18 protein-coding genes are annotated in these 26,043 nt (G+C 46.8%); 8 read left to right on the plus strand and 10 right to left on the minus strand.

The window, feature by feature from the left end; genetic code table 11:
* Positions 1–107 precede the first annotated feature (107 nt).
* From glmM to rlmE, 4 genes are all read right to left on the minus strand, one after another.
* On the minus strand, positions 108–1,448 hold the full coding sequence (gene glmM, locus GT360_RS11790) for a phosphoglucosamine mutase (protein WP_164649063.1): 1,341 nt from the start codon (positions 1,446–1,448) through the stop codon (positions 108–110).
* Between the two features lie 55 nt (positions 1,449–1,503).
* On the minus strand, positions 1,504–2,340 hold the full coding sequence (gene folP, locus GT360_RS11795; protein ID WP_164649064.1) for a dihydropteroate synthase: 837 nt from the start codon (positions 2,338–2,340) through the stop codon (positions 1,504–1,506).
* A gap of 67 nt (positions 2,341–2,407) precedes the next feature.
* Positions 2,408–4,360, minus strand: a complete 1,953-nt coding sequence (gene ftsH, locus GT360_RS11800; RefSeq protein ID WP_204274530.1) for an ATP-dependent zinc metalloprotease FtsH — start codon at positions 4,358–4,360, stop codon at positions 2,408–2,410.
* 107 nt (positions 4,361–4,467) lie between these two features.
* Positions 4,468–5,097 carry a 23S rRNA (uridine(2552)-2'-O)-methyltransferase RlmE gene (rlmE, locus tag GT360_RS11805; protein WP_164649066.1) on the minus strand — a complete coding sequence of 210 codons (630 nt, stop codon included), beginning with the start codon at positions 5,095–5,097 and terminating at the stop codon, positions 4,468–4,470.
* A 266-nt stretch (positions 5,098–5,363) separates the two neighbouring features.
* Between rlmE and yhbY the strand changes: the two genes are divergently transcribed.
* Complete coding sequence (gene yhbY, locus GT360_RS11810; protein WP_164649067.1) at positions 5,364–5,660, plus strand: ribosome assembly RNA-binding protein YhbY; 297 nt, start codon at positions 5,364–5,366, stop codon at positions 5,658–5,660.
* Between the two features lie 105 nt (positions 5,661–5,765).
* On the opposite strand, the gene greA is transcribed toward yhbY, so the two are convergent.
* The gene (gene greA / locus GT360_RS11815; protein ID WP_164649068.1) at positions 5,766–6,239 is read right to left on the minus strand and encodes a transcription elongation factor GreA; all 474 of its coding nucleotides are present in this window, start codon (positions 6,237–6,239) and stop codon (positions 5,766–5,768) included.
* Positions 6,240–6,794: 555 nt separating this feature from the next.
* On the opposite strand from greA, the gene GT360_RS11820 reads away from it, so the two are divergent.
* Positions 6,795–7,802 (plus strand): porin, encoded by a 1,008-nt coding sequence (locus GT360_RS11820; RefSeq protein ID WP_164649069.1) that lies wholly within the window; start codon positions 6,795–6,797, stop codon positions 7,800–7,802.
* A 139-nt stretch (positions 7,803–7,941) separates the two neighbouring features.
* The gene (gene dacB, locus GT360_RS11825) at positions 7,942–9,390 is read left to right on the plus strand and encodes a serine-type D-Ala-D-Ala carboxypeptidase (RefSeq protein ID WP_164649070.1); all 1,449 of its coding nucleotides are present in this window, start codon (positions 7,942–7,944) and stop codon (positions 9,388–9,390) included.
* On the opposite strand, the gene GT360_RS11830 is transcribed toward dacB, so the two are convergent.
* Both GT360_RS11830 and tyrS read right to left on the minus strand, forming a co-directional pair.
* Positions 9,369–10,214 (minus strand): magnesium transporter, encoded by an 846-nt coding sequence (locus GT360_RS11830; RefSeq protein ID WP_164649071.1) that lies wholly within the window; start codon positions 10,212–10,214, stop codon positions 9,369–9,371. The genes dacB and GT360_RS11830 overlap by 22 nt on opposite strands.
* A gap of 416 nt (positions 10,215–10,630) precedes the next feature.
* Positions 10,631–11,818, minus strand: coding sequence for a tyrosine--tRNA ligase (gene tyrS / locus GT360_RS11835; RefSeq protein WP_164649072.1), 1,188 nt, complete (start codon positions 11,816–11,818; stop codon positions 10,631–10,633).
* 128 nt (positions 11,819–11,946) lie between these two features.
* Between tyrS and GT360_RS11840 the strand changes: the two genes are divergently transcribed.
* Positions 11,947–13,236 (plus strand): peptidoglycan DD-metalloendopeptidase family protein, encoded by a 1,290-nt coding sequence (locus tag GT360_RS11840; protein WP_164649073.1) that lies wholly within the window; start codon positions 11,947–11,949, stop codon positions 13,234–13,236.
* Positions 13,237–13,258: 22 nt separating this feature from the next.
* Here GT360_RS11840 and GT360_RS11845 read toward each other — a convergent pair whose 3' ends face one another.
* From GT360_RS11845 to erpA, 3 genes are all read right to left on the minus strand, one after another.
* Positions 13,259–16,363 (minus strand): efflux RND transporter permease subunit, encoded by a 3,105-nt coding sequence (locus tag GT360_RS11845; RefSeq protein WP_164649074.1) that lies wholly within the window; start codon positions 16,361–16,363, stop codon positions 13,259–13,261.
* Positions 16,364–16,374: 11 nt separating this feature from the next.
* Entirely contained in the window at positions 16,375–17,472 is a 1,098-nt protein-coding gene (locus GT360_RS11850; RefSeq protein ID WP_164649075.1) for an efflux RND transporter periplasmic adaptor subunit, read from the minus strand.
* Positions 17,473–17,603: 131 nt separating this feature from the next.
* Positions 17,604–17,945 carry an iron-sulfur cluster insertion protein ErpA gene (gene erpA / locus GT360_RS11855; RefSeq protein WP_164649076.1) on the minus strand — a complete coding sequence of 114 codons (342 nt, stop codon included), beginning with the start codon at positions 17,943–17,945 and terminating at the stop codon, positions 17,604–17,606.
* Between the two features lie 293 nt (positions 17,946–18,238).
* Between erpA and hemL the strand changes: the two genes are divergently transcribed.
* From hemL to GT360_RS11875, 4 genes are all read left to right on the plus strand, one after another.
* Entirely contained in the window at positions 18,239–19,531 is a 1,293-nt protein-coding gene (gene hemL / locus GT360_RS11860; protein ID WP_164649077.1) for a glutamate-1-semialdehyde 2,1-aminomutase, read from the plus strand.
* A 280-nt stretch (positions 19,532–19,811) separates the two neighbouring features.
* Complete coding sequence (locus GT360_RS11865) at positions 19,812–20,897, plus strand: AI-2E family transporter (RefSeq protein WP_164649078.1); 1,086 nt, start codon at positions 19,812–19,814, stop codon at positions 20,895–20,897.
* Between the two features lie 113 nt (positions 20,898–21,010).
* A complete protein-coding gene (rsmC, locus tag GT360_RS11870; protein WP_164649079.1) occupies positions 21,011–22,033 on the plus strand; it encodes a 16S rRNA (guanine(1207)-N(2))-methyltransferase RsmC in 1,023 nt (340 codons plus the stop codon).
* Between the two features lie 301 nt (positions 22,034–22,334).
* The gene (locus GT360_RS11875; protein ID WP_164649080.1) at positions 22,335–25,718 is read left to right on the plus strand and encodes a response regulator; all 3,384 of its coding nucleotides are present in this window, start codon (positions 22,335–22,337) and stop codon (positions 25,716–25,718) included.
* Positions 25,719–26,043 lie beyond the last annotated feature (325 nt).

Below are 26,043 nucleotides of genomic sequence, written 5' to 3' on the forward strand. Positions count from 1 at the left end.
CAAAAAAACGGGATATTACAATCAACCGCTCAAAATATCAGCGGTAAGGTTATTGTACACACATATCCCTTACCGCTCATCACTAATTATCTCATTTGAAAGATAATTTAAAAGCTGGCTTTAACTGCGTCTGCAATCTTAGTTGCGCTCGCTTGTACAAGCTCTGCATCTTCACCTTCCACCATCACTCGGATTAATGGCTCGGTACCAGACTTACGCAGAAGAACGCGGCCCTTGTCGCCGAGTTTCTCTTCCACTTCTTTTGTTGCTGTTACAACAGCATCTGCTTCAAGTGGGTTTGAGTCTCCAGAGAAACGCACGTTTTCTAGTACTTGCGGATAAAGCGTCATGCCTTGAGAAAGCTCATTTAGAGACATCTCACTGCCCACAACAGATGCCAACACTTGCAGTGCTGCAACAATCGCATCGCCCGTGGTCACTTTATCAAGCAAAATAACGTGGCCTGAGTTTTCTGCACCGATCTTCCAGCCTTTCGCCTGCAATTGCTCCATAACGTAGCGATCACCCACTGCGGCTCGGACGAATGGAATACCCAGCTGCTTGAGGCCATTTTCCATACCCAGGTTAGTCATGAGCGTCCCCACAACCCCACCTTTCAGCTCACCTCGACGCAATGCATCGCGAGCAATGATGTAAGCAATTTGGTCACCATCAATCTTGTTACCCAGGTGATCAACCATGATGATACGGTCACCGTCACCATCAAATGCCAGGCCTAAGTGTGCTTTCTCTTCCACCACTCGTTTTTGAATTGCACGTACATCGGTTGCACCGACTTCGTGGTTGATGTTAGTGCCGTTTGGTTCAACGCCCATCGCGATAACTTCAGCGCCTAACTCTGAAAATACCGAAGGGGCAATGTGGTAAGTTGCGCCATGCGCGCAGTCCACGACAATTTTCAGGTCTTTAAGGCTCAGCTCGTGAGGGAAAGTGCTCTTACAAAACTCAATGTAACGACCAGCCGCATCGTTTAAGCGCATTGCTTTCCCCAGAAGGGCCGATTCCACGCACTCAATCTCTTTATCTAGCTCTGCTTCAATCGCGAGTTCAATATCATCAGGGAGCTTAGTCCCCTCTGCCGAGAAGAACTTAATACCATTATCGTAGTACGGGTTGTGTGAGGCAGAAATGACAATACCCGCCTCAGCACGGAAAGTTTGGGTTAGGTAAGCAACCGCAGGTGTTGGCATTGGGCCAGTTAGTGTCGCTTTTAGACCCGCAGCAGCAAGACCCGCTTCCAGTGCAGATTCAAGCATGTAGCCGGAGATGCGCGTGTCTTTACCAATGATAACCTTCTTCGTGCCTTGTTTTGCAAGTACACGGCCCGCAGCCCAGCCAAGCTTAAGTACAAAATCCGGCGTGATCGGGTATTGACCCACTTTGCCACGGACACCATCTGTACCAAAATAACGTCTTTGATTCGACATACTCTATAACCTTCGTTGTTCTTATCTATAAATTTGTCGTCAAACAATCGCCGTCTTAAACGCCGCTTGCTTTTAACATAGAAACAATCTTCATCGCTTCTATGGTTTCATTCACATCATGCACACGAATAATTTGTGCACCCTTCATGGCGGCTATTGTGGCACAAACCACGCTGCCATTCACACTCTCTGCTGGTGCTTTATCCAGCAGCTTAAAAATCATCGACTTACGAGACATACCCGCAAGAAGTGGCAGCCCTAGTTGGTGAAACTTGTCAAGATGCTCAAGCAACTGATAGTTATGCTCAAGCGTTTTACCAAACCCAAACCCTGGATCAAGAATCAACATATCTCTCTTAAGCCCAGCCTGTTCACAAGCCGTGGTTCTCTCGTTGAGGAAGCTTGTCACATCTGCCAGCAAATCATCATAATGAGGCGCTTGCTGCATGGTTCTTGGTTGACCTTGCATATGCATTAAACAGACTGGGACCTGGCATTGAGCAGCAACTTCTAAAGCACCTGGTTCCTGCAGTGCTCGCACATCATTGATAAGATCCGCACCATGTTCCACTGCCTGCCTCATCACTTGCGCTTTGCTAGTATCAATGGAGATCCAAACCTCAGGATGTGCTTTCCTGATCGCTTTGATTGCCGGAATGACTCGTGCTAATTCATCTTCTAAGTTCACCTCTGGTGCACCTGGTCGCGTCGATTCGCCACCGATGTCAATAATACTCACACCAGCATCAATCATGGCTTGTGCTTGTTTTAGTGCAGCGTCAATTGAATTGAACTTACCGCCATCAGAAAATGAGTCAGGAGTCACATTGAGAATGCCCATCACACGTGGAGTCGATAGGTCGAGTTGCTTTTGTTTTGATTGGATAAACATAATCACTAAATAGACAAAAACCCCGAACAAGTTCGGGGTTTATTAGTTAGATTAATCTAAGAGAAGATTACTCACCATCTTTGTCACTTGAAGGCTCTTTTGATGGTTCTTGAGACTTAGCTTCCGCATCCGCTTCAGGCTTCTTCTCTTCAGCTTTCGCTTCTTGAGGCTTTGCTTCTGGCGCCGCTTTCACTTGGTCACCCCAGCCCGCAGGCTCACGGATGTCGTCTTTACGTTCCATCAAGTCATCAATTTGACCTGCATCGATGGTTTCGTATTTCATCAGTGCATCTTTCATTGTGTGCATGATGTCCATATTCTCTTCAAGGATCTTCTTCGCACGGTCGTAGTTGCGGTCGATGATTTGACGAACTTCATCATCAATCAGTTTCGCCGTATCATCAGACATGTGCTTAGTCTGAGTAACGCTACGTCCTAGGAAGACTTCACCCTCTTCCTCTGCATACAGCAGTGGACCGAGTTTTTCAGAGAAGCCCCATTGTGTCACCATCTTGCGAGCAATATCTGTCGCACGTTCAATATCGTTTGAAGCGCCTGTCGATACTTTATCAACACCGTAGATAAGCTCTTCTGCTAGACGACCACCGTACAGGCTAGAAATCATTGACTCTAGATGCTGGCGAGACATGCTAACGCGGTCTTGCTCTGGTAGGTACATCGTCACACCCAGTGCACGTCCACGAGGGATAATCGATACTTTGTACACAGGGTCATGCTCTGGCACCAAGCGGCCAACAATCGCGTGACCAGCTTCGTGGTAAGCCGTTGACTCTTTCGTGTCTTCAGACATCACCATTGAGCGGCGCTCTGCACCCATCATGATCTTGTCTTTCGCAAGTTCGAACTCAACCATAGATACGTTACGTTTGTTACCACGTGCAGCAAATAGAGCCGCTTCGTTTACTAGGTTAGCAAGGTCAGCACCAGAGAAGCCTGGCGTACCACGGGCAATCAACGATGGCTCAACATCACCCGCTAGCGGCACTTTACGCATGTGAACTTTAAGGATCTGCTCACGGCCACGGACATCTGGAAGACCAACCACAACCTGACGGTCAAAACGACCAGGGCGAAGAAGTGCAGGGTCTAGTACGTCTGGACGGTTCGTTGCTGCAATAACGATAATACCTTCGTTACCTTCAAAACCATCCATTTCAACCAGCATTTGGTTCAATGTTTGCTCACGCTCATCGTGACCACCACCAACACCAGCACCACGCTGACGGCCTACCGCATCAATCTCATCGATAAAGATGATACACGGTGCAGCTTTCTTTGCTTGCTCGAACATGTCACGCACACGAGATGCACCAACACCAACAAACATTTCTACGAAGTCAGAACCAGAGATAGTAAAGAACGGTACTTTCGCTTCACCGGCAATCGCTTTCGCAAGTAACGTTTTACCTGTACCAGGAGGACCAACTAGCAGCACACCTGTTGGAATTTTACCGCCCAGTTTTTGGAATCGGCTTGGATCACGTAGGTAATCCACCAATTCTTTTACGTCTTCTTTTGCTTCATCACAGCCAGCAACGTCTGAGAACAGCGTCTTGATTTGCTCTTCGCTCATCATGCGCGCTTTACTCTTACCAAAAGACATTGCGCCTTTGCCGCCGCCACCTTGCATCTGACGCATGAAGAAAATCCACACACCGATAAGCAGAATCATTGGGAACCACGAGATGAAGATCGAGCCAAGTAGGCTTTGCTCTTCTGGTGGTGTACCCTGAACTTTCACGTTCTGGTTGATTAGGTCGTCTAGAACCTTTTGGTCATAGACTGGCATGTATGTTACGAAACGGGAGCCGCCACCTCTACGAGTGAAAGTGATTTCACTATCTTTGAAGGTCGCTTCTTGAATCTGGCCTTGGCCAACTTCCTGTACAAATGTGGTGTAATCCACTGTTCTGCCACTACTTTCACCAGGGCCAAAGCTCTGGAATACTGACATTAAAACAACAGCGATGACGAGCCACAGAATTAAATTTTTTGCCATGTCACTCAAGGTGTCAGCCTCTCGATAACTAATTGTAATTAAAGGTAGGGTACTACAGTTTATGGGCTGTAGCTATACTGTTAACGCTTGCCATAATGGGCAAATAGTTAACCTTTGTAACCAGTGGCTACGATAAAGACTTCACGAGAACGCGCTCGAGAAGAGTCAGGTTTTCTCACTTTCACAGTTCTGAACATTTCACGTACATCTTTGACGTATTGATCAAACCCTTCGCCTTGGAAGACTTTAACCACAAAGCTACCATTAGTCGCTAGAACTTGTCGACACATATCCAATGCCAGCTCTACCAAATACATAGCGCGTGGTTGATCAACCGAATTGTTGCCTGCAATGTTTGGTGCCATGTCAGACATTACTACGTCAACCATGGATGGTTGAATTCTTTCAAGTAACGCTTCAAGTACCGCATCATCACGGAAGTCCCCTTGGAGGAAACTTACCCCAGCAATAGGATCCATCGGCAGTAAGTCACAAGCAATCACTTGTCCCTGTTCACCCAAGATTTTTGCCGCATATTGTGACCAACCTCCAGGTGCTGCACCCAGATCGACGACTGTCATTCCTGGTTTCAACAATTTGTCTTTCGTTTGGATCTCTTCCATTTTGAAATATGCACGAGAACGGTAACCCTTCTTTCTCGCTTCATTTGCATACTTGTCGTCGAAGTGTTCCTTCAGCCAACGGCCTGAACTGGCCGAATGTTTTTGTTTGCTCATTCTAATCCCAATAAGACACAAATAGGAGCTATTGCTTCAATAGGCTCAACCTATCACCCAAACAAATAGAAACGCAGCGATACGTCATTTCTCCTCCTTACTAAAGAGCATAGGCTAACTCTGTGATTATTGGGAAAAAATGAAAATAAAAATCGTCGCGATGATCCGTGAGAGGGGGATATTGCTTAATAAATTATAGTCTTCCACCATAGATGGCGGTAAAATAGAGGTTTTCAACCCTTATAGTAAAGAAAATTGGCCGCGTAATGAACCTAAGCACAAAACAAAAGCAGCATCTAAAAGGCCTAGCACACTCTCTAAAACCAGTTGTGCTACTTGGCGCAAATGGACTGACAGAGGCTGTTCTAGCGGAAATTGAAATCGCTCTAAACCACCACGAGCTGATTAAGGTAAAAGTTGCATCGGAAGACCGTGAAACTAAAAACCTAATCATCGATGCTATCGTGCGTGAAACTGGCGCAGAGAAAGTACAGACTATCGGCAAAACGCTTGTCCTGTACCGCCAAACTGAAGAGCGCAAAATCGAGCTTCCACGCAAGTAACCGGTACCCTGTATCAAGTGCTCTGTGTAGACATCGAATAAAAAAGGTCGCAGCTGCGACCTTTTTTTGTAGCTCATGTATGACCAAGACTCGATATGCGAGCGCTTAGATGTACTCTACGCTATCGATTTCAAAGTCTTTCGCACCACCAGGAGTGGTGATCATGACTTCATCGCCTTCCATCTTACCGATCAGACCACGAGCAATTGGCGAGCTCACTGAAATACGGCCAGCTTTAATGTCTGCTTCGTCATCGCCAACGATTTGGTAAGTTTTCTCTTCATCTGTGTCCACATCAATCAGCGTCACTGTTGAGCCGAAAATAACCTTGCCCGTGTTGTCCATCTGCGTCACATCAATGATTTGAGCAACAGATAGCTTGTATTCGATATCACGGATTTGCGCTTCACAGATACCCTGCTCTTCACGCGCAGCGTGGTATTCCGCATTTTCTTTCAAATCGCCAAGTTCACGCGCTTCAGCAATAGCTTCAGAGATCTGTGGGCGAAGTTTAAGTAAGCGATCAAGCTCTTGGCGCAGAAGGTCTGCACCACGAACAGTCATTGGAACCTTTTCCATTATATATACCCCTAAGCCAAAGTTATCTTTGGACAAAAAAACACCCCCCAGTCATAAAACCAGGTTGTGTGTTGAATTTGGTTGGTGGGTTGAGTGTAAACAAACTCTCGCGGTAAATCATCTAAATTGATCGATCTAAGTCAGCTATTTGCTAATCACATCGCGTGATCTGGATTCCAATCCTCTATTTATTATTCCCAAAGCTTCTCAGGCTATCGCAATGAAACTAAATTGAGATTTTGTTGTCACAATTTAGCCTGTCAGTTCGACTCATCCATCAACCCCATAGCAAACAAGCCCTTGAGTTTTTTTTACCCACAATAAAACGGTGTTCAAAAACCAAATTTATAACATTTTATTAGTCCCAGCCATTATGAACAGTGTACAAATATCATCTCAAGCAGCGGGTTTAACATTTATGCAGTAAATCTGACATAAATATGACGTGAATCGCTTGAATGACTTTTGGTATGCAAGCATGCTTACCCCCGCAAAAGGTGATCCCTTTCGCACAGTAACTACATGATTTATGGACAGTAAATTAGGACTTATAAGATGAACAAAACTCTGATTGCTCTAGCAGTTTCGGTTGCCGCACTGGCTACTGGCGCTAACGCAGCTAACGTATACAGCAGCGAAGGCACTGAACTAAACATCGGCGGTCGCGCGGAATTCCGTGGTGATTTCATTGGTTCAGATGGTGCAGAAATTGACGGAACTATGGCAAACCAAAGCCGCTTCCGTCTAAACGTTGGTGGCACAACTGAAATTACAAACAACCTATCTGGCTTCGGTTTCTATGAAGCGGAGCAAGGTGTTGGCTCTTCTGCAAATGACCAAGTGAGTGACGATACAAACACTGACTTCAAACAACGCTACATGTTTGCAGGTCTAAAAGGTGACTTCGGTGCTATCTCATTCGGTCGCCAAGATACTGCAGCTGTGCAAATCTCTCAAATGTCTGACGTAACTACCTTCACTGGTGCTCAAAAAGAGTTCATCAATGCAGGTAACGAGCAGATCAACAACACTATTCTTTACACTGGCGACTTTGACGCACTAACTGTTAAAGCGAGTGCTATCTTAGGCGAAGATAAAGACACCAATGGTTACGGTATCTCTGCTATCTACAACCTACCAATGGGTCTAGGCCTAGGTCTAGGTTACTCTGGTGGTGACAACGGTGAAGATAATGGTTCTGGTGATGCAATCATCGCTGGTGTTAACTACACATACGAATCTCTATACTTAGCAGGTACATACACGACTGGTGAAGTAGATGATAAAGATGGTTCTGACTTCAACGGTGTAGAACTTGCTGCTGTATACGGCTTTGGCAATGGTTTCTCTATTATGGGTGCTTACCAAAAGACTGACGTTAAAGTAAATGGTAGCAAAGAAGATCAAAGTGATTTCTTCGAAATTACTGGTGATTACGCATTCAACAAAAACATGAATGCTTACTTAGCTTATCAGCTAAATAACCTTGATAGTGAATATGTAGATGGTCTAAAAGTTCAAGGCGAAGACACTCTGCGTCTAGGTCTAAAATACTCTTTCTAAGAGTTAACTGAACCTAACACATTGATGAAGCTAGGCTAACGCCTGGCTTCTTTTTTATCTACGACCTCACACCATGCTATAAAACACGCTATGATAAACGAGCGCACACAAATAATAACGACGCTCACGGAACGACAGTATGGCTTACTCGCAACTTATCTCTGGCTCAAAATGGGCCGGTGCAATTCTATTCAGTTCTATCTCGGCGCAAACTGCCCTCGCCCTCCCACCAGTGGAAGCGCTTCCTGAAGGCAGTCGCGTCTCAACACAAATTGAAAGCCTCGCCAACAATCAATCCATCCAAAGCTTTGGTGATACTCAGCAATTATTCCCACCAGCCAGCACGCTAAAAGTTGTCACTGCATTGGCGGCAAAGCTAGAGCTTGGCGATAGCTTTCGCTTTGAAACTCGAGTAATCCAGAACCAGCAAGACTGGGTGATTCAATTTAGCGGCGACCCACTACTGACCAATAAAGACCTATCTGACATGCTCAGTCAGATTAAAGCCAAAGGAATCAAACAAGTTGATGGAGACATTTGGCTCGATAACAGTATCTTCAGTGGCTATGAACGTGCCGTCGGCTGGCCGTGGGATATTCTAGGGGTTTGCTATAGCGCACCAGCGAGTGCCATCACGTTAGATAAAAACTGCGTGCAAGCTTCTATTTATACCAACAACGATGGATCGACTCGCGTGTTTGTTCCAGAGCACCAGCCTATCTATGTCGAGACGCAAGCGAAAACCGTCACTAAGGTGGAGAAAGAGAGCAGTCAATGTTCACTGGAACTGACCACGGCAGACGACAACCATTTTAAGATCAATGGCTGCTTGGTGAGCCGTGATAAGCCCCTGCCGCTGCGCTTTGCGGTTCAGGACACGTCACTTTATGTATCTAGGGTGATGCAACGCCTGCTCAATCAGCAAGGTATCGCCTTCAATGGCCAGGTGAGAGTGGGCGCAAAGCCCAATACAAATTCAAGCAAACTGCTAGCATCACACAAATCGCCGTCGTTAGAACTAATGCTGGAAAAGATGCTCAAGTCCTCTAACAACTTGATTGCGGATAACCTCACCAAAACACTCGGCCACCATTTTTATCTTCAACCCGGCAGCTTTGCTAACGGAACCGAAGCCATCAAACAGATTATATTCGCTAATACCGGCATTGACTTGAGTCGCGCGCAATTGGCCGATGGCTCTGGCTTATCACGCAACAATCGTTTGACCAATCACAGCTTAAGCCAAGTGCTGCGCTATGTGTGGGAAAATGAGCAGCAACTTAGACTGATTGACATTATGCCGACAGCAGGAGAGTCAGGCACACTGCAGTATCGACGCAGCATGCGTAAATCTCCAGTAAAAGGCAATATTGTTGCTAAAAGTGGTTCTGTCTATGGAACTTACAATATGGCCGGCTTTGGATTAGATGAGAAAGGTGAGCCGCAAACGCTGTTCGTGCAGTTTGTCGCTGACTATTACCCAAATAAAAAGCGCGACAGTCAGCCGACTGTCGCGCCAATTACTCAATTTGAGACGCTGTTTTATCAACAGGTGGTGGAATTTTCTCAGGCAATACCCAAGAAGTAGTTCACAACCGTGAAGTAGATCCACATGCCTGAAATATCGACGATGGATGCCAGTACTGGGCTAACCAGTACCGCAGGGTCGAGTTTAAACGCACGCGCTAGAATAGGCAGTAAGCCACCTAAAATAGTCGAAATGGTCACCTGTATAAACAGAGCCACTGCGATAGCCAGTGCGATGGTATTTAAGTCAAAACCGCCGGTTGAAGAGCTATCGCTAAACACCAAGATGCGACCAACAATCACCAAAGCGATCACTGCCGCAATGCAGATTGCTACTCGACTCTCTTTCCAAAGCACATCCACCCACTGGCGCTTTTTCAGCTCTCCAGTAGCCAGGGCTCGAATCACCAAGGTTGCTGCCTGCGTACCCGTGTTACCCCCCGCAGCGGCAATAACTGGCATGTAGATCGCCAACAGCACAAGCTGACTTAGCGTGTCCTCATACTGAGCGATGATCAAACCTGACACGATGCCGAGCAGTGCCAATGCGACAATCCAGCCGATTCGCTGCTTAAAGTGGTCGAACACCGAAGTAGAGAGATAGCTGTTCGCTGGCTCGACCTCTGAGTGAATCAAACCCAAGTGGTGCGCAAAGTGACGCGCGAGTTTGTCGTGACCATCAATATCAAGTTGATTAATCAAATCCTGTACATGACCTAGCGAGCAGTAGTGCAAAATAGCCACCGCTTCTTCCATTGGCATCACAGTCAACAGTTCAACCTGTTTGTCTTGGTTGTACTGTAAAAATGCATTCCTTGCCGCCCCGATCTCTTCACGAGAATAGCGTGGCGCTTGCTCCAAAATAGTATTGCTCATTACCGTCATGGCGAATCTCCCGATTGGCAACAGGTAACGACCATCAAAGACAAACGCAAAGTGCCTATACCTAGACCTAGGCCTAGACAAATTTTAGGCGTGACAAAGCGTATCTCTTTAACTAGATAAACAGGAGAAAAATACGAGAGGAAACTTTTGAAAGTGTGTTAGAAAAGTGGACTCTCTACCGCAATGGTAGAGACAGAGATCGCCAATACCGAAGCGGGCTATTCTTCTCCCTTCATACTAGGAGGATGGTCGGTATTGTTCATAGTTATCTCCAAAGTGACTGCAACAATTGCAGTGGGCGGGAGTATAGCAAGTCATCGAATGAATTAATATGACAAATCAGTGATAGCTCACAAAAAAATGGGTCAAAATGTTTCCATCTTGACCCATCTATTCATAATTTGTTGTTCGTTCGCTTACTTAATCGTGATACGGGCAAACTTACGCTTACCCACCTGCATCACATAAGTACCTGCTTCTGGTGCAAACTTGGCATCAGCAACCTTCTCGCCGTCAATCTTTGCAGCACCCTGCTTCACCATACGCATCGCTTCAGAAGTAGAGGCACATAGACCTGCTTCTTTTAGGATGTTGCTCACTGGCAGACCCGCTTCAAAATCAAACTCAGGCATTTCGTCTGGGATCTGGTTCTTAGCAAAACGGTTTACAAACTCTTGCTCTGCCGCATCCGCATCCGCTTCAGAGTGGAAGCGAGCGATGATCTCTTTAGCGAGTAATACTTTTACGTCGCGTGGGTTTTTACCTGCTTCAACGCCCGCCTTGAACTGAGCGATCTCTTCTAGAGGACGGAATGATAGCAGCTCGTAGTAGCTCCACATTAGGTCATCAGAGATCGACATGATCTTACCGAACATCTCGCTTGGTGCTTCGCTCACACCAATGTAGTTGTGCGCTGATTTCGACATTTTCTTAACGCCGTCAAGGCCAACCAATAGTGGCATAGTCAGTACGACCTGTGGCTTCTGGCCGTTGGCTTTTTGCAGCTCACGACCCATTAGCAGGTTGAACTTCTGGTCCGTACCACCCAGCTCAACATCCGTTTCCATTGCAACTGAGTCATAACCTTGTAGGAGTGGGTACATAAACTCATGGATAGCGATTGGCTGGTTGTTACCGTAACGCTTTTTAAAGTCATCACGCTCAAGCATACGTGCAACCGTTTGACTTGCAGCAAGGCGAATCATGCCTTCAGCGCCAAGCTCCGATAGCCACTCAGAGTTGAATGCGATTTTCGTTTTCGCAGGATCTAGGATCTTAAATACCTGCTCTTTATACGTTTCAGCATTACGTAGCACGTCTTCACGCGTGAGTGGTGGACGAGTCGTGTTTTTACCTGTTGGATCACCAACCATCCCCGTGAAGTCACCAATTAGGAACGTCACGTCATGGCCTAGCTCTTGGAACGCGCGTAGCTTGTTCAAGATAACCGTGTGGCCTAGGTGGATGTCCGGCGCCGTTGGATCGGCCCCCAGTTTGATACGAAGAGGACGACCCTCTTTCAGTTTTGCAATCAGTTCTTCTTCTGGAATCAGTTCGTCAACACCGCGCTTAATCTCGGCTAGTGCAGCTTCAATGCTCGCCATTCTTGTTCACTCCCACAGATTTGGCAAAATTTAATAATCAGACAGTGTACTTGAATAGCAGCTACTTTTGAAACCAGTTAGACTGTAGTTACAACAAAAAAACTCATTGAGCGACAATCACACGCATCATGTTGTCTATTTTCCAACGCCTACCTTGGCTTCATCGTCTGCTTATCGGCTTTGCATCGGCCTTGATTACCTTTGCTCTGTTCTTTCTACCAGAGCCGCATACGCTCATCGACGAAACCAACAACTATGAAATTGGTAAGCCTTACGCTCTGACGGTTAAGCCTCGCCAGCTCTCTCCCAGCATCACCCTTCCCGACAGTGTTGGACTCAATTGGCAAAGCCATACGGTTGGCAGTGGCGAGAGTGCCGCGATACTGTTCCAGCGTTTGGGTTTGTCTTCTCGTCAGCTTTACCAGCTAACGTCAACGAATAAAGAGATCGAGAAGCAACTTTCTCGCCTCAAGCCTGGTGATGTTCTCGAGTTTGGGTTTGATGTCGAAGGGGAGCTGATTGAATTGCGCCGACCACAAAGCGCCTTTGAAACTTTTGTCATCACCAAAACCGCTCAAGGATTTGAGTCTCAACTGGCGACGAAAGACGTCATTTATCAATACAACTACGCTGAAGCGAGTATCTCATCTAACTTCTGGAATGCCGGACGCTCTGCTGGGTTAACGGCTAATCAAATTATGGAGCTCGCGGGAATTTTTGGTTGGGACATCGACTTTGCATTGGACATTCGCAAAGACGACCATTTCCAACTCCTATATCAAGAGCAAGTAGTGGAAGGTGAAGTGATTGGTAGAGGTAAGATCATCGCGGCGACCTTCAAAAACCAAGGAGATACCTTTACTGCGATCCTCGATGAAAAAACGGGCAACTATTTCGATCAAAATGGTCGAGCGATGAAGAAGGCTTTCTTACGTTCACCCCTCGATTTTCGTCGTGTGACCTCTAACTTCAATCCCACTCGGCGCCACCCAGTAACCGGGCAAGTCAGAGCTCATAGAGGCACCGACTACGCAGCGCCCGTCGGCACACCTATTTGGGCTGCGGGCGATGGGGTCGTTGAAAAGTCTGGCTACAACAAGTTTAACGGCAACTATGTCTTTATTCGCCATAGCAACACCTACATGACCAAATATCTCCACCTACAAAAGCGTAAAGTCAAAACAGGCCAACGCGTCAAGCAAGGGCAGACCATCGGGACGCTAGGCGGGACAGGCAGAGTGACAGGTCCACACCTTCACTATGAGTTCCTAGTAAATGGTGTACACAAGAACCCAAGAACGGTCAAACTACCGCAGTCTAAGTCGCTCTCTGGCAGTGCGAAAACGACCTTTATCGCGAATGCAGAGATCAAGCTGGCAAAGTTAGAGCGCTACAGTGAGCTTCTTTACACCAATTAGCAGCGACTCACTGCGCTAAATACTATTCGCTTACTTCCGTTTTATCTATCTCGTGCTTACGTCCTATCATCAAAAGACAGGGCGTAAGTACCAGAGTCAAAACAGTGGCAAAAGCTAAGCCCCCGGCGACTGCTGTCGCTAACTGTGACCACCATTGAGTGCTTGGCGCACCAAATTCAATTTTCTGATTCACTAAGTCAATGTTCATTTCCAACACCATTGGCAGCAAACCCAAAATGGTAGTGACCGTCGTTAACATCACCGGACGTAAACGCTGGACACCCGTGCGAAGTATCGCTTCATGCTTGTCTAAACCACGTTTGAGCAGTTGATTATAGGTATCAATCAGTACGATATTGTTGTTAACGACAATCCCTGCCAGCGCGATCACCCCAATACCTGACATAATAACGCCAAACGGTTTTTGGAAGATCAATAGACCAGCAAAGACCCCAACAGTCGAGAACAACACGGCGCTGAGAATAAGAAAAGCTTGATAGAAACTATTGAACTGCGTGATCAGTATCAGCGCCATGACCGCTAGCGCCACGATAAAGGCATTTTGTAGAAACGCTGATGAATTTTCCTGCTCTTCATTTTGACCACGTATCTTAAACTCTACACCTTCTGGCAATGGGAGCTGCGCAATCGCCTGTTGAATCTTGGGAAGCTCAAGCGCCAGGTTAAACCCTTCCCGCATGTCTGCTTGCACATTGATAACACGCTCACCATCAATACGAGTAATGGTGTCCTGTTTATGATCCGGCGTAATTTGAGCAAAGTTGGTGATTGGCACTAGCCCTGCGGGCGTTTTCACTCTGAGCTCATCAAAACGGCCAATATCGCGCTTCTCTTCAGGGTAACGCACCAATATGTCCACTTCTTCATCGGCGTCATCTGGCAAGTACTCACCAATTTTCAAACCATTGGTGACGAACTGAACCGTATTACCCACCAACGTTGCATCAGCGGCAAAACGCGCAGCATCATCTCGCTTGATATCAATTTGCCAATCAATACCGGGTTTGCTGGACGTGTCACTGATATTTGTAAACGCGCTGTAGGCATCCGCCCACGCTCTCACCTGTTTCGCTGCACCATCGAGCACTGAATTGTCACTTGAGGTCATCTCAATCACCAGATCATGCTCAACGGGCGGCCCTGCATCTGGAAACTTAAACTCGATTTCTACACCAGAAAAGCTTGCCGTTGTTTCCTCTAACTCTTCAATGATCGCCTTAACAGAACGTCGATATTGCCAATCGACAGGTGTAATCTGGATCTGGCCTATCTCATCGTCACCGCCAGTGCGAGTGTAGACACTTTCAAACTCATCATGCCCAAGCACCACTTGCTCAATGTCCGTCATGATGGTGTCTTTTTCATAAATAGAGAGGTCACCGTAAGAGCGAACCTTAACGGTAAAGAAAGGCGGGTCGACCTCTGGGAAAAACTCTGCCCCTAAACCCGCTTTGTTATAGGCAAAACCCACACCCACCGCCATCAGTATTGCCGCCAATAAGATCTTTAGTGGGTGATGGATAGCAATGGCTAGAGTGTGGTAATAGAGCTTAGTGATACCTGTCGCTTTAGAAAAATCCCCTTCATGCAAAGCGACCATTTTCTCCCTATTTGCATCGCTCACCTGTTGTGGCTTACCAATCAATCCGCCTAATACAGGCACAAACAGCATGGCCATAATCAGCGATGCCGACAAGGTTGCTATCAAGGTCAGAGGGAGATACTTCATGAACTCGCCTGTCACATCTGGCCAAAATAGCAATGGAGCAAACGCAGCCAACGTAGTGGCTGTAGAGGCCGTGATAGGCCATGCCATTCTTCTCGCCGCATCACGATAAGCTTGCTTTCTTGGTGTGCCTTCCTGCATTCGACGATCAGCAAACTCAGTGACGACGATCGCTCCGTCCACCAGCATACCCACCGCCATGATCAGAGCGAAAAGCACAATAATATTGACGGTTAAGCCAAACACCGACAACACCAATAACCCAGTGAGGAAAGAGCCTGGTATGGAAATACCCACCAGCAATGCCGTTCTCACGCCCAGAATAGCTATGATGACAATCACCACCAGAATCACAGCTGAGAGGATGTTGTTCTGCAGATCATTAAGCATCATTTCAACATCTTCCGACTGATCGCCCGTATACTTAACCAGCAAGTTACTCGGCCAATCTTCGCGCTCCTGCGCCCCTGCCATCACCGCTTTAACCAGCTCAACGGTTTCTATGATGTTTTCTCCCGCGCGCTTTTTCACATCTATTACGACCGCTGATTTACCGTCCATGCGGGCAAAGGACTCTGGATCACGAAACGCACGGCGCACGGTAGCGACATCACCAAACGTAATGACCTGCTTACCATCAACTTTGACCGGTAATTCAAGAACATCCTTGAGTGAAGAAAAAACAGAAGGGACTTTGACAGAAAAGCGGCCATAACCAGTATCAACAAAGCCTGCGGCGACCACTCGGTTATTTAGAGCAATAAGATTATAGATATCACCTTGATCTAGGCCATAGCTCTCCATTAGAAGTGGGTCGACAATGATCTCTACAATATCTTCACGATCACCTGCGATATCGACTTCTAGAATTTGACGATAACTCTCTAGTTTGTCGCGTAATTGCCGAGCAATTTGCACTATGGTTCGCTCCGGCACAGTGCCGTAGAGCACTACCGACAATACTGGCTCTTCAGAAGCTAACGTAACCTCATTGACTGTCGGCTCATCACTGTCTGAAGGCAGCTTCGGCTTTGCTTGGTCAACGGCATCTCGTACATCTGCCATCGCTTTGGCTAGGTCAACGCCGACACTAAACTCCAACATCACAGAGGCATGTCCCTCTGCCGCCGTAGAGGTCATCTCTTTCACCCCTTCAATCGATCGCAGCTCTTGCTCAATTGGTCGAACGAGCAGTCGCTCTGCATCATCGGGAGAGATCCCCTGATGCCCTACCGATACGTAGATGATCGGAATGGTAATATCTGGGCTCGATTCTTTTGGAATCGTGATATACGTGAGCGTGCCTGCAATTAAAATAAGCACCAGTAGAGTCAGCATGGTGCGAGAGCGAGACAACGCAGCGTCGATAATTGACAGCATAATGCCTCCTACTAATTGGCTTGGGTAGCAATCACTTGATCGCCATCGCGCACGAAACCTTGACCTGTAGTGATGATATTCACCTGTTTACCCAAGCCTGAAAGCCAAACACCGTCTTGTTCGGCTTTGACCAGTTGGATAGGCACAAACTTCACTCGATCATCAATTAAGGTTTTTACCCCCAAGTTGCCACTCTCATCTAGAGCCAACATAGCAGGCGTCACCTTAACTGCTTGAGTCTCTCTTAAGGCAAGCTCGACTTCTGAGCTGATCCCCGCTGGAATTCTTTGTTGCGGGTTCTCTATTTCAATCTCGATTGGGAATGTATTGGTGGTTTGTGAGGATACGCGAGAGATATATCGCACCTTGCCAGTGGCTTGATTGCCATCAATAAATCGGATCTGCGCCTGCTGACCAAGATCTAAGTCTTGAACATGACGCTCACTGACATCCGCTTCGATCACCACCTTTTCTAGATCAATTAAGTGCGCAATAGGGTCGCCCACCGCCACATAATCGCCTAACTCGATATGCAGGTTATCAACAATGCCTTTAAAGGGGGCCAACACCTGCGTGTTGCGCAAAGACAAGTGGACAGCACTGACCATAGCCTTAGCCTCCGCTAAAGAGGCTTGCGCGGAAGCAAAAGCCACTTCGCCTTGCAGGCCTTTGTTTTTCAGCGATTGAGCCGCGTTGTACTCTTTCTCGCGCACCTTGAGCATGGCACTGGCGCGGGCCATTTGAATATCGAGGTCGCCTTTGTCAATTTGCGCAATGACCTGCCCTTTCTCAACTTGGTCGCCTTTTTTGACCGCCAGTGAAGCGATTTTCCCTGGGTGTTCTGCGCCAATATTGGCTGATTTATTGGGGGCGGTACGTCCATAAAGGTCGATACTTTTAAAGGTATCTTCTGCTCGGAAGGACTCAAAAACGACTTTGGCTAAAGGTACAGCTTGGTCTTTGTTGTTGCCGGGTGGTGAATCAGCCTGAGCTGGCCCCATAGCAAGCCACAAAGTAAGAAGAATAAGAAGAAGTGCAGAGATAATCCAAGGTCGCTGAGTAAACTGCGCACCCAGACGCCCCAAGCCAACAGAGGGGAGCTTTGACATACCAAATCCTTTTGTTTTTCTTGCGTGTTTAACCGCTTATATGGCGACTTTTTTATCGATTCCTTCTATACGCAAGTATGGTGCAGTTGGTTCACACCAACTGCTGCATCTAATTGTTTTAATTGAGCTAATTAAACACTAAACGATGCGCCACAACCACAGGTTGTTGTAGCATTTGGGTTATCTACAAAGAAGCGACTACCTTCTAGACCTTCCGTATAATCCACCACGCCACCAACAAGATACTGCAGACTCATTGGGTCAACCACCAAGGTCACGCCACAGTTTTCAATCGTGGTATCGCCCTCGTTTACGGCTTCATCAAACGTAAAGCCGTACTGAAAACCACTACAACCGCCACCTGTGATGTACACACGCAGCTTCAGTTCTGGGTTTTCTTCTTCTGCAATCAGAGTTTTCACTCGTGTCGCTGCCGCTTCAGAAAACGACAATGGAATTTTTACTTCGCTCACAACTACTCTCCCGTAGAGCAGGTTTCATGATTTTCTCACACTCACCAGAATGAATTTGCGATAACTCACTCAAAGTGCAGAGGTGAAACCCAACTATTGTATTTTTCGCGATTATCTAATACCTGACTGTTCCATTCAAGTATTCTGCTCAGATGAGTCTATCTATTAATATTCATCGATAGAAAACTTGTGCTTATGGTATCGATATTTGCGGAGAGAAATTCGCAAACAAACCCTGATTGGGTATACAATGCGCGCTAACTTGGTCCAAGTAATCAGAAGAGGATAGTCGAATGACCAAATCAGCAGAGCTGTACGAAAAAGCTCAACAAACCATTCCTGGTGGCGTGAACTCACCGGTACGTGCTTTCAATGGTGTGGGTGGCTCACCGATCTTTATCGAGCGTGCCGATGGCCCGTTGATCTTTGATGCTGACGGCAAAGCGTACATCGACTATGTGGGCTCTTGGGGTCCAATGATCCTCGGCCACAACCACACGACTATCCGCGATGCTGTGATCAATGCAGCGCAGCGCGGTCTGAGCTTCGGCGCACCGACCGCGACAGAGATTGAGATGGCTGAACTTGTGAGCGAGCTGGTTCCATCAATGGAGCAAGTTCGTATGGTGAGCTCTGGTACTGAAGCGACAATGAGCGCGATTCGTCTTGCCCGTGGTTTCACTGGTCGCGACAAAATCATGAAATTTGAGGGCTGCTACCACGGTCATGCCGATAGCCTTCTTGTAAAAGCAGGCTCAGGTGCTTTGACACTAGGCCAACCTAGCTCACCGGGTGTACCTGCTGACTTTGCAAAGTACACACTCACAGCAACCTTCAATGACTTAGACTCTGTTCGTGAGCTATTTGCGGCGAACAAAGGTGAGATTGCTTGTATCATTGTTGAGCCAGTGGCGGGCAACATGAACTGTATTCCACCGGTAGCAGGCTTCCATGAAGGACTGCGTGAAATCTGTGACCAAGAAGGCGCACTACTTATTTTTGATGAAGTGATGACCGGCTTCCGCGTCGCACTTGGTGGCGCTCAAGCACACTACAACATCAAGCCTGACCTAACGACACTAGGTAAAGTCATTGGTGGCGGTATGCCAGTCGGTGCTTTTGGTGGTCGCAAAGATGTGATGCAGTACATCGCACCAACGGGGCCTGTTTACCAAGCAGGTACCCTTTCGGGTAACCCAGTCGCAATGGCGGCAGGTTTGGCTGCACTTAACCTCCTGCGCGAAGAAGGCAATGAAGAGCGTCTAGCAAAGAAAACCAAGCAACTGGCTGACGGCTTTAAGACGTTAGCAGACAAGCACGGCATTCCACTACAAGTAAACCAAGTCGGTGGTATGTTTGGCTTCTTCTTTACCGAGCAAGAGCAGATCACTTGCTACGAAGACGTGACTAAGTGTGATATCGACCGCTTCAAGCGCTTCTTCCACCTCATGCTAGAGCATGGCGTTTACTTAGCACCTTCTGCTTTTGAAGCAAGCTTTACCTCACTGGCTCACTCTGGCAAAGAGATCGAAGCAACACTGGATGCAGCAGACCACTGTTTCGCGATTCTAGCGCAAGAGAAATAGTCTCTCATTTAAGACTTAACTCTCTAGGCCAGCTCATAGATGCTGGCCTCTTTTATGTGTAAAGCAAAGTTCAACACCTCACTGCCAGTTCATCACCACCAAAACTGCCAGCACCGCCAGAGTTAACCTAAACCACGGAATTGATCTGCTTTTGTTACTCCCACAACTGTTTTCTTCCTGATTACAACAACCCATACATTGATAACCCTCTGTTTTACATCCATTATGTATCTAAACAAGCCGAATTGTCATTCGTGCAAACTCAGTTGGAACTATTTGTATGCAAGATAAAGTGAAAATTACCTCGAGTCATCGAGTTTTAATCGTCGCCCTGCTCGCGGCTGCATTTGCCTGTTATTTACTCGTAGCGCCTTACATTAACTCGATTGTGATGGCATTCATTATTTCTCTACTCATGTTCCCTATTCACGAATGGATTGAGAAGAAACTGCCAAAGGCACCAAACTTCGCGGCGTTTCTCTCTTGCACCGTTTTGACCTTCATTATTGTCATTCCACTGCTTTTCGTCTTTGCAGCCATCGTCCAACAAGGTTCAAGTTTCTCGCAAAATGCGTATCAGTGGGTGACGAGTGGCGGTATCCAAGAGCTGTTTAATCACCCTTGGGTAGTTAAAGGCTTGGCCTTTGTGAATAGCTATTTGCCGTTTGACGATATCGATCCAAAACAGATCGCAGAAAAAGCCGCACAGCTTGCCTCTACTCTGGGCACCAACTTAGTCGCGGTCAGTGCCAAGATCCTCGGTGATGCCACCAATTTCTTGATGAACTTCTTCTTGATGCTATTTGTGCTGTTCTTCTTGCTGCGCGACCACGACAAAATCATCACTGCCATGCGTCATATTTTGCCCTTTTCCCGCAGCCAAGAAGATAAGCTGTTGGAAGAAATTGAGCAGGTATCTAAATCCGCCGTCATGGGCTCTTTCTTAACGGCGATTGCTCAAGGTTTTGCGGGTGGTATTGGTATGTGGCTCGCAGGATTCCCCGGACTATTCTGGGGTACCATGATGGGCTTTGCTTCATTCATTCCCGTGGTGGGGACAGCGCTGATTTGGATTCCTGCTACCGCCTATCTATTCCTCACTGGTGATATCACTTGGGGTGTTTTCTTGGCTATTTGGAGTATCGCAATTGTGGGATCAATCGATAACATCCTGCGCCCACTGCTGATGCAAGGTAGCGCTGGAATGAATACCTTAATGATCTTCTTCTCACTGCTCGGTGGTATTCATCTGTTTGGTCTGATTGGTCTTATCTACGGCCCGCTGATCTTTGCTATTACTATTACTCTGTTCAACCTGTACGAAGAAGAGTTTAAGAGCTTTTTGGATTACCAAGATCACCATTAGATAGCACATAAGTAGTTAATCAGAGCCCGATTAGGGCGATTTCTCTTTCGTGACTTCAAGCAGGCGGCGGGTTGTGAGACAATCAGTCGTCTTTTTATTTTGATAGGTATGCTATGTCTGCTTACATTGCTCCAAGCCAAGTGGCTCAACGTCAACTCGAGTATTTTTCTGGTAAACATGTACTCGTCGCAGGTGAAATTGAAGATCTTTTTCCTGTCGAGCTACAGCAGCATTGTGAATCCGTGTCTGTTTTTACCACGCACTACGGCTACTACCGTCAAATTAAACAATACGACACCATTCAAAGCCAGTTTGCCGCTGAGTTTACACTGGATACACCAGCAGACTTGATCTTGTTGTACTGGCCCAAAGCAAAAGCCGAAGCCGAGTACCTATTAACGATGCTGCTGGCAAAACTGGGTAAAGACACCGAGATTGTGGTGGTGGGTGAAAACCGCTCTGGCGTGAAGAGCATTGAAAAAATGTTCAAGCCGTACGGACGTATTACTAAATATGACTCAGCTCGCCGCTGCTCTTTCTATTGGGGGCTATGCTCTGAGCAACCTGCACCGTTCGAGATAGCCAGCTGGTTTAAAGAGTATCAAGTGACCTATCAAGAGCAGCCACTCACGATTCGCAGTCTACCGGGCGTCTTTAGCCATGGTGAGTTTGATATTGGTAGCCGCCTGCTGTTAGATAACCTACCTGCACTAAGTGGCCATGTACTCGATTTCGGTTGTGGCGCTGGTGTTTTGGGAGCGGTGATGGCAAGACTAAACCCAAGCATCAAGCTGTCTATGTGCGACATCAGTGCACTTGCTATTGCCTCATCTCAAGCGACATTAGCGGCAAACAACCTACAGGGCGAAGTATTTGCCTCAGATGTGTATAGCGATATTGACGAGAAACTCGATTTCTTGGTGACCAATCCACCATTCCACTCTGGTCTAGACACCAGTTATAGCGCAACCGAAACTCTGCTAGCGCAAGCACCAAAACATCTCAATAAGTCAGGACAGATGTATGTCGTAGCGAATAGCTTCTTAAAGTACATCCCAATCATCGAGCAAGCTTTCGGCCATTGTGAGACGTTAGCCAAGACCAATAAGTTCGCAATTTATCAAGCGCACAGCTAATCGCTAAATCCATTTACTTTTCAAGTTCCATAAGCGCAGTTAATCAAAACTGCGCCATTCCACACGCTTTGCCAACAACTTACTTGCCAAAGAAAAAAAACTCGTTAGTTTTGTCAAAATAGTCGCGTAAAGAGTTCGAGCAATCTCATAAAAACAGTGTCATTTCCCCTGAGACTAGAGACAACTTTGACTCACGAGACTGATGGCTAGGTATTATGACTAACGTTTTTCTCCCCCAAGACAGAAAAATACAATCACAATCAATACCAGCTCAAGCAATTAATAAATAAGGTTAATTTCTATGTTTGGGTTGTATAAGAAACAAAAATTTAAGCGATTACAAAGCACCTTAATGATCGCATTCCTTACTTTGAGTATCATTCCACTCACAGGGATCGCACTTTTTTTCCTGCAGTCCCACACCAGTGATCTGCGCGAACAAAGCACCTCTCATCTCGTCTCAATTCGAGACACAAAAAAACAGCAAGTGCTCAACTACTTTGAGGCTAAAGAGTCTGAAGTGATGGGCTTTGTGCGATCAGAGCTTGCTTATGCCAGTGGCGGTCGATTCTATGGTTTAGTGAATGCGTTTCAAAACCTCGGACTCACCATTGAAGAGGCGCAAAGCTATGCTCAGCAGCGCTATATTCCTAGCTCTGGCGATCAGATAAAAACGTCAATATTGCCAGATTCGCCCATCTTCAATGGCAGCGAGCGATATCGCTTGCTACACAAGCGCTATCATTGGGCCTACCTAGAACTGCAAAAGCGCTCAGATTTCGACGACATTTTGCTCGTCGATAGAGAGGGTAATGTCACCTATTCAATCCATAAAAACAGCGACTATGGTACGAACCTTTTAACTGGCCGCTACAAAGACGAGAACCTAGGACAAACCTTCGCCCACCTGCGTGAATTGGTCACAGAACAACGCAAAACCAATGAGGACTTTACCCCCGTCGTGGTCTCCGATTTTTCTGAGCAAGACGGTAAGTTGTATGCTTGGTTTGGCGCTCCAATCGTTCAACAAGGCTATCTGCACAGCTATGCCCTATTCCGCCTTCCCAACAACGCGATTACCAAATTGATGGCCAATCAAAGTAATGAGAAAGGGGTTAAGACACTGATTGTCGGTGAGGATTACCTCAGCCGCACTATGGGGTACTCACAAGACGACATTCAAACCAGCTTGCAGGTCATCTCCTATGCATTAGAGGGCCTCACTAGCGTAGGCAGTTACCAAAACGCCCTCAACCAGGATATGTTAGCGGCCTATACGCCAGTGAATATCGACGAAACTCATTGGGCTATCGTGGTTGAACTAGCAGAAAGTGAGGCCTTTGCTGGGGTTCAACAACTCGAAAAAGTGTTCATTATCGTCATGTTAATCGCCATCTTACTGGTGGTCATTGCCTCCCACTACCTATCAAACTTCATCACCTCCCCACTCCTAAAGTTGACTTGGGCTGCTGAAAAAGCCTCAGCAGGTGATTTAGATGAGGCGATGCAAAATACCGAACGTAAGGATGAAATCGGCCGACTTGCCGTCAGTTTCGAGCGTATGCGACGTTCGATACGCGAGAAGATACTGCTGATCAAAAGCCAAAACGAGGAGTTGGAAGAGAACCTCTCGATCATCAAAAAACAGAATGAAGACCTGCAACTGGCCAACAAACTCAAAGATGAATTTCTCGCGACCACATCGCATGAGCTGCGCACACCACTGCACGGCATGGTGGGAATTGCAGAAGCACTGATCTCGGGAGCCAACGGCCCTATCTCTGCTGACCATCGCTATCAGTTAGATATTATCGTCAGCAGTGGGCAACGCCTATCAAACCTCGTTGATGACCTACTCGATTATCACAAGATGCGCTATGGCACCTTGGATATTGAAACCTCTGCCGTTAATCTTGCCAGCGCAACACGTTTGGTTCTTGAGCTGTCTAACCATCTACTCGGAAATAAGTCTATCCGCATTATCAATCAAGTCGATGAGAATCTATGGATTGATGCAGACCCGCAGCGCTTGGAGCAAGTGCTGTACAATCTGGTAGGCAATGCCATCAAATACACCAGCGAAGGCAAGATCGTCATTTCCGCCAGCGAAGTCGATGACAATATTCGAGTTCAAGTAGTGGATACAGGTCAAGGCATTCCAAGCGAGCAACTTGAGCATATTTTTGAACCACTGACTCAAGCTGGCAAAGACTCCACCCACTATCGCCAGGGAGCGGGACTTGGACTCTCAATTAGTCGCCAACTGGTAGAACTTATGCGTGGTGCGCTGTTTGTGAGTAGCCAACCTATGGTTGGCACAACCATGAGTTTTACACTACCAAAGGCCGATACTGCGCAAATTGAACAGTCGATACAACAGCCTGCTCAACCCCATTTCGATGCACCGACCATTATCGAACTTGAACAACAAACGCCTACTCTCTCTGTCAATGATGATAGCCCGGTCATCCTTATTGCTGATGATGAACCGGTCAACGTGCGAGTGCTCGATAGCTTCTTACGCCTAGAGGGCTATCAGGTCATCACTGCAACAGACGGTAAGCAAGCACTTACCATGGTTGAGCAGCATCAACCTGATCTGTTGCTTCTCGATATTATGATGCCTGAACTGAATGGTTATGAGGTATGTACTGAGCTACGTAAGAGCTATGACCATGCCCAACTGCCTATCATTATGCTAACAGCGTTGAATCAAACCGAAGACAAACTGAAAGGCTTTGACGTTGGTGCGAACGATTTCTTGTCAAAACCCTTCAACAAACCAGAGTTGGCAGCTCGGATCGTGGCTCATCTTCAAGCAAGCAAAGCGGAAGAGCGCAGGCAACAAAATGATCGGTTGCAACAGGAGTTAAAGCTTCGATTGGTCGCAGAAGCGAATCTATTAGAGACACAGGGGCGACTGCTTGAGCAGCTTGAATGTGCACCTGAAGCCATACTGTGCATTAAAGATGACCTGAAAGTTAAGTTTGCCAATGAAGCGGCCTCACGCTTGTTCAAGCGCAGTCATGAGCAACTTCTCCGCTCTAACGCCGAAGACTTCATTGCACCGAAATATCTCAACATTGACCAAGAGCGCTTCTGTGGCGATATCGACATTTTTGTAGAGGATACTCGCCAGTCGATATCCAGTGATGTCCTGACACTACCAGAGGGCTCTGGGCTGCGAAGTATGTATATTTTCAATGTTGGAGGGGGCGTGAATGCCAACCGTATCTACAATCTAGAGTCCGCGGTTGAAGCCTTAACCAGCTATGCCTTTGAGGGAGATAAAGAGAAGCTTCAGCAACTGCAGGGCTTAGGGGGCGAGTTCACCGAGCTTGCAGCAAGGGCGATGAAAAGCAACCAGTCTAAACAAGATATTATGCGTGAGGTCCTGGTTGACGCGATGACTAATGGCCTTGATTACTGGGAAAGTGCTACGGGCCAGACCAAGTTCACCTTTGCAGAGGAAAGTGGCCTGTGGCGTGTTTATCTTGACCGAAGCACACTGCAAACACGTACTTTGGATAAATACTTACGTATCGAAACGTTACCCAAAACACCGCGCTGGCGAACCGTTCTCAACTCCCTCGATTACATCCTTGAATACTGCGCGAGTGAAACACCTCAGAGACAACACATCATCGCGCTAAGAGACAAGTTGCAACATCTCATTGCGAGTTAAACCTCAGCAAAAACCTTCCCTTTCAAGGCTCCTAACGGAGCCTTTCTTTGCTCGCCGATCCAGTTTATTTCTCGGTTAAAATAAGATGACTTCAAAGGTTCTAATCGGCGATAAACGCGGGTAAATTTGAACATATCTAAGGTAAACACCCCCTCCAAATGTATTTAATTGATTCATTTGAGAGGTGAATCACAACAAAACGGCACTATCAATTTTACATCTAAAATTATGATACTCACGCTTGAGTGACCAAGATCGCCATTTGTATTAATTTCTCTCCAAGCTTTAATCTACAAATATCTATAGGTAAGTATTCACTTACATT

It is taken from the genome of Vibrio astriarenae, from assembly GCF_010587385.1.
GTDB lineage: Bacteria > Pseudomonadota > Gammaproteobacteria > Enterobacterales > Vibrionaceae > Vibrio > Vibrio astriarenae.

Excerpts from the sequence above, each read along its gene's own strand:
- greA (WP_164649068.1), bottom strand. The coding sequence starts at position 6,239 with ATGGAAAAGGTTCCAATGACTGTTCGTGGTGCAGACCTTCTGCGCCAA.
- folP (WP_164649064.1), bottom strand. The coding sequence starts at position 2,340 with ATGTTTATCCAATCAAAACAAAAGCAACTCGACCTATCGACTCCACGT.
- GT360_RS11830 (WP_164649071.1), bottom strand. The coding sequence starts at position 10,214 with ATGACGGTAATGAGCAATACTATTTTGGAGCAAGCGCCACGCTATTCT.
- yhbY (WP_164649067.1), top strand. The coding sequence starts at position 5,364 with ATGAACCTAAGCACAAAACAAAAGCAGCATCTAAAAGGCCTAGCACAC.
- GT360_RS11820 (WP_164649069.1), top strand. The coding sequence starts at position 6,795 with ATGAACAAAACTCTGATTGCTCTAGCAGTTTCGGTTGCCGCACTGGCT.
- tyrS (WP_164649072.1), bottom strand. The coding sequence starts at position 11,818 with ATGGCGAGCATTGAAGCTGCACTAGCCGAGATTAAGCGCGGTGTTGAC.
- ftsH (WP_204274530.1), bottom strand. The coding sequence starts at position 4,360 with ATGGCAAAAAATTTAATTCTGTGGCTCGTCATCGCTGTTGTTTTAATG.
- dacB (WP_164649070.1), top strand. The coding sequence starts at position 7,942 with ATGGCTTACTCGCAACTTATCTCTGGCTCAAAATGGGCCGGTGCAATT.
- GT360_RS11875 (WP_164649080.1), top strand. The coding sequence starts at position 22,335 with ATGTTTGGGTTGTATAAGAAACAAAAATTTAAGCGATTACAAAGCACC.
- GT360_RS11845 (WP_164649074.1), bottom strand. The coding sequence starts at position 16,363 with ATGCTGTCAATTATCGACGCTGCGTTGTCTCGCTCTCGCACCATGCTG.
- hemL (WP_164649077.1), top strand. The coding sequence starts at position 18,239 with ATGACCAAATCAGCAGAGCTGTACGAAAAAGCTCAACAAACCATTCCT.
- GT360_RS11865 (WP_164649078.1), top strand. The coding sequence starts at position 19,812 with ATGCAAGATAAAGTGAAAATTACCTCGAGTCATCGAGTTTTAATCGTC.
- GT360_RS11850 (WP_164649075.1), bottom strand. The coding sequence starts at position 17,472 with ATGTCAAAGCTCCCCTCTGTTGGCTTGGGGCGTCTGGGTGCGCAGTTT.
- rlmE (WP_164649066.1), bottom strand. The coding sequence starts at position 5,097 with ATGAGCAAACAAAAACATTCGGCCAGTTCAGGCCGTTGGCTGAAGGAA.
- glmM (WP_164649063.1), bottom strand. The coding sequence starts at position 1,448 with ATGTCGAATCAAAGACGTTATTTTGGTACAGATGGTGTCCGTGGCAAA.
- GT360_RS11840 (WP_164649073.1), top strand. The coding sequence starts at position 11,947 with ATGTTGTCTATTTTCCAACGCCTACCTTGGCTTCATCGTCTGCTTATC.
- rsmC (WP_164649079.1), top strand. The coding sequence starts at position 21,011 with ATGTCTGCTTACATTGCTCCAAGCCAAGTGGCTCAACGTCAACTCGAG.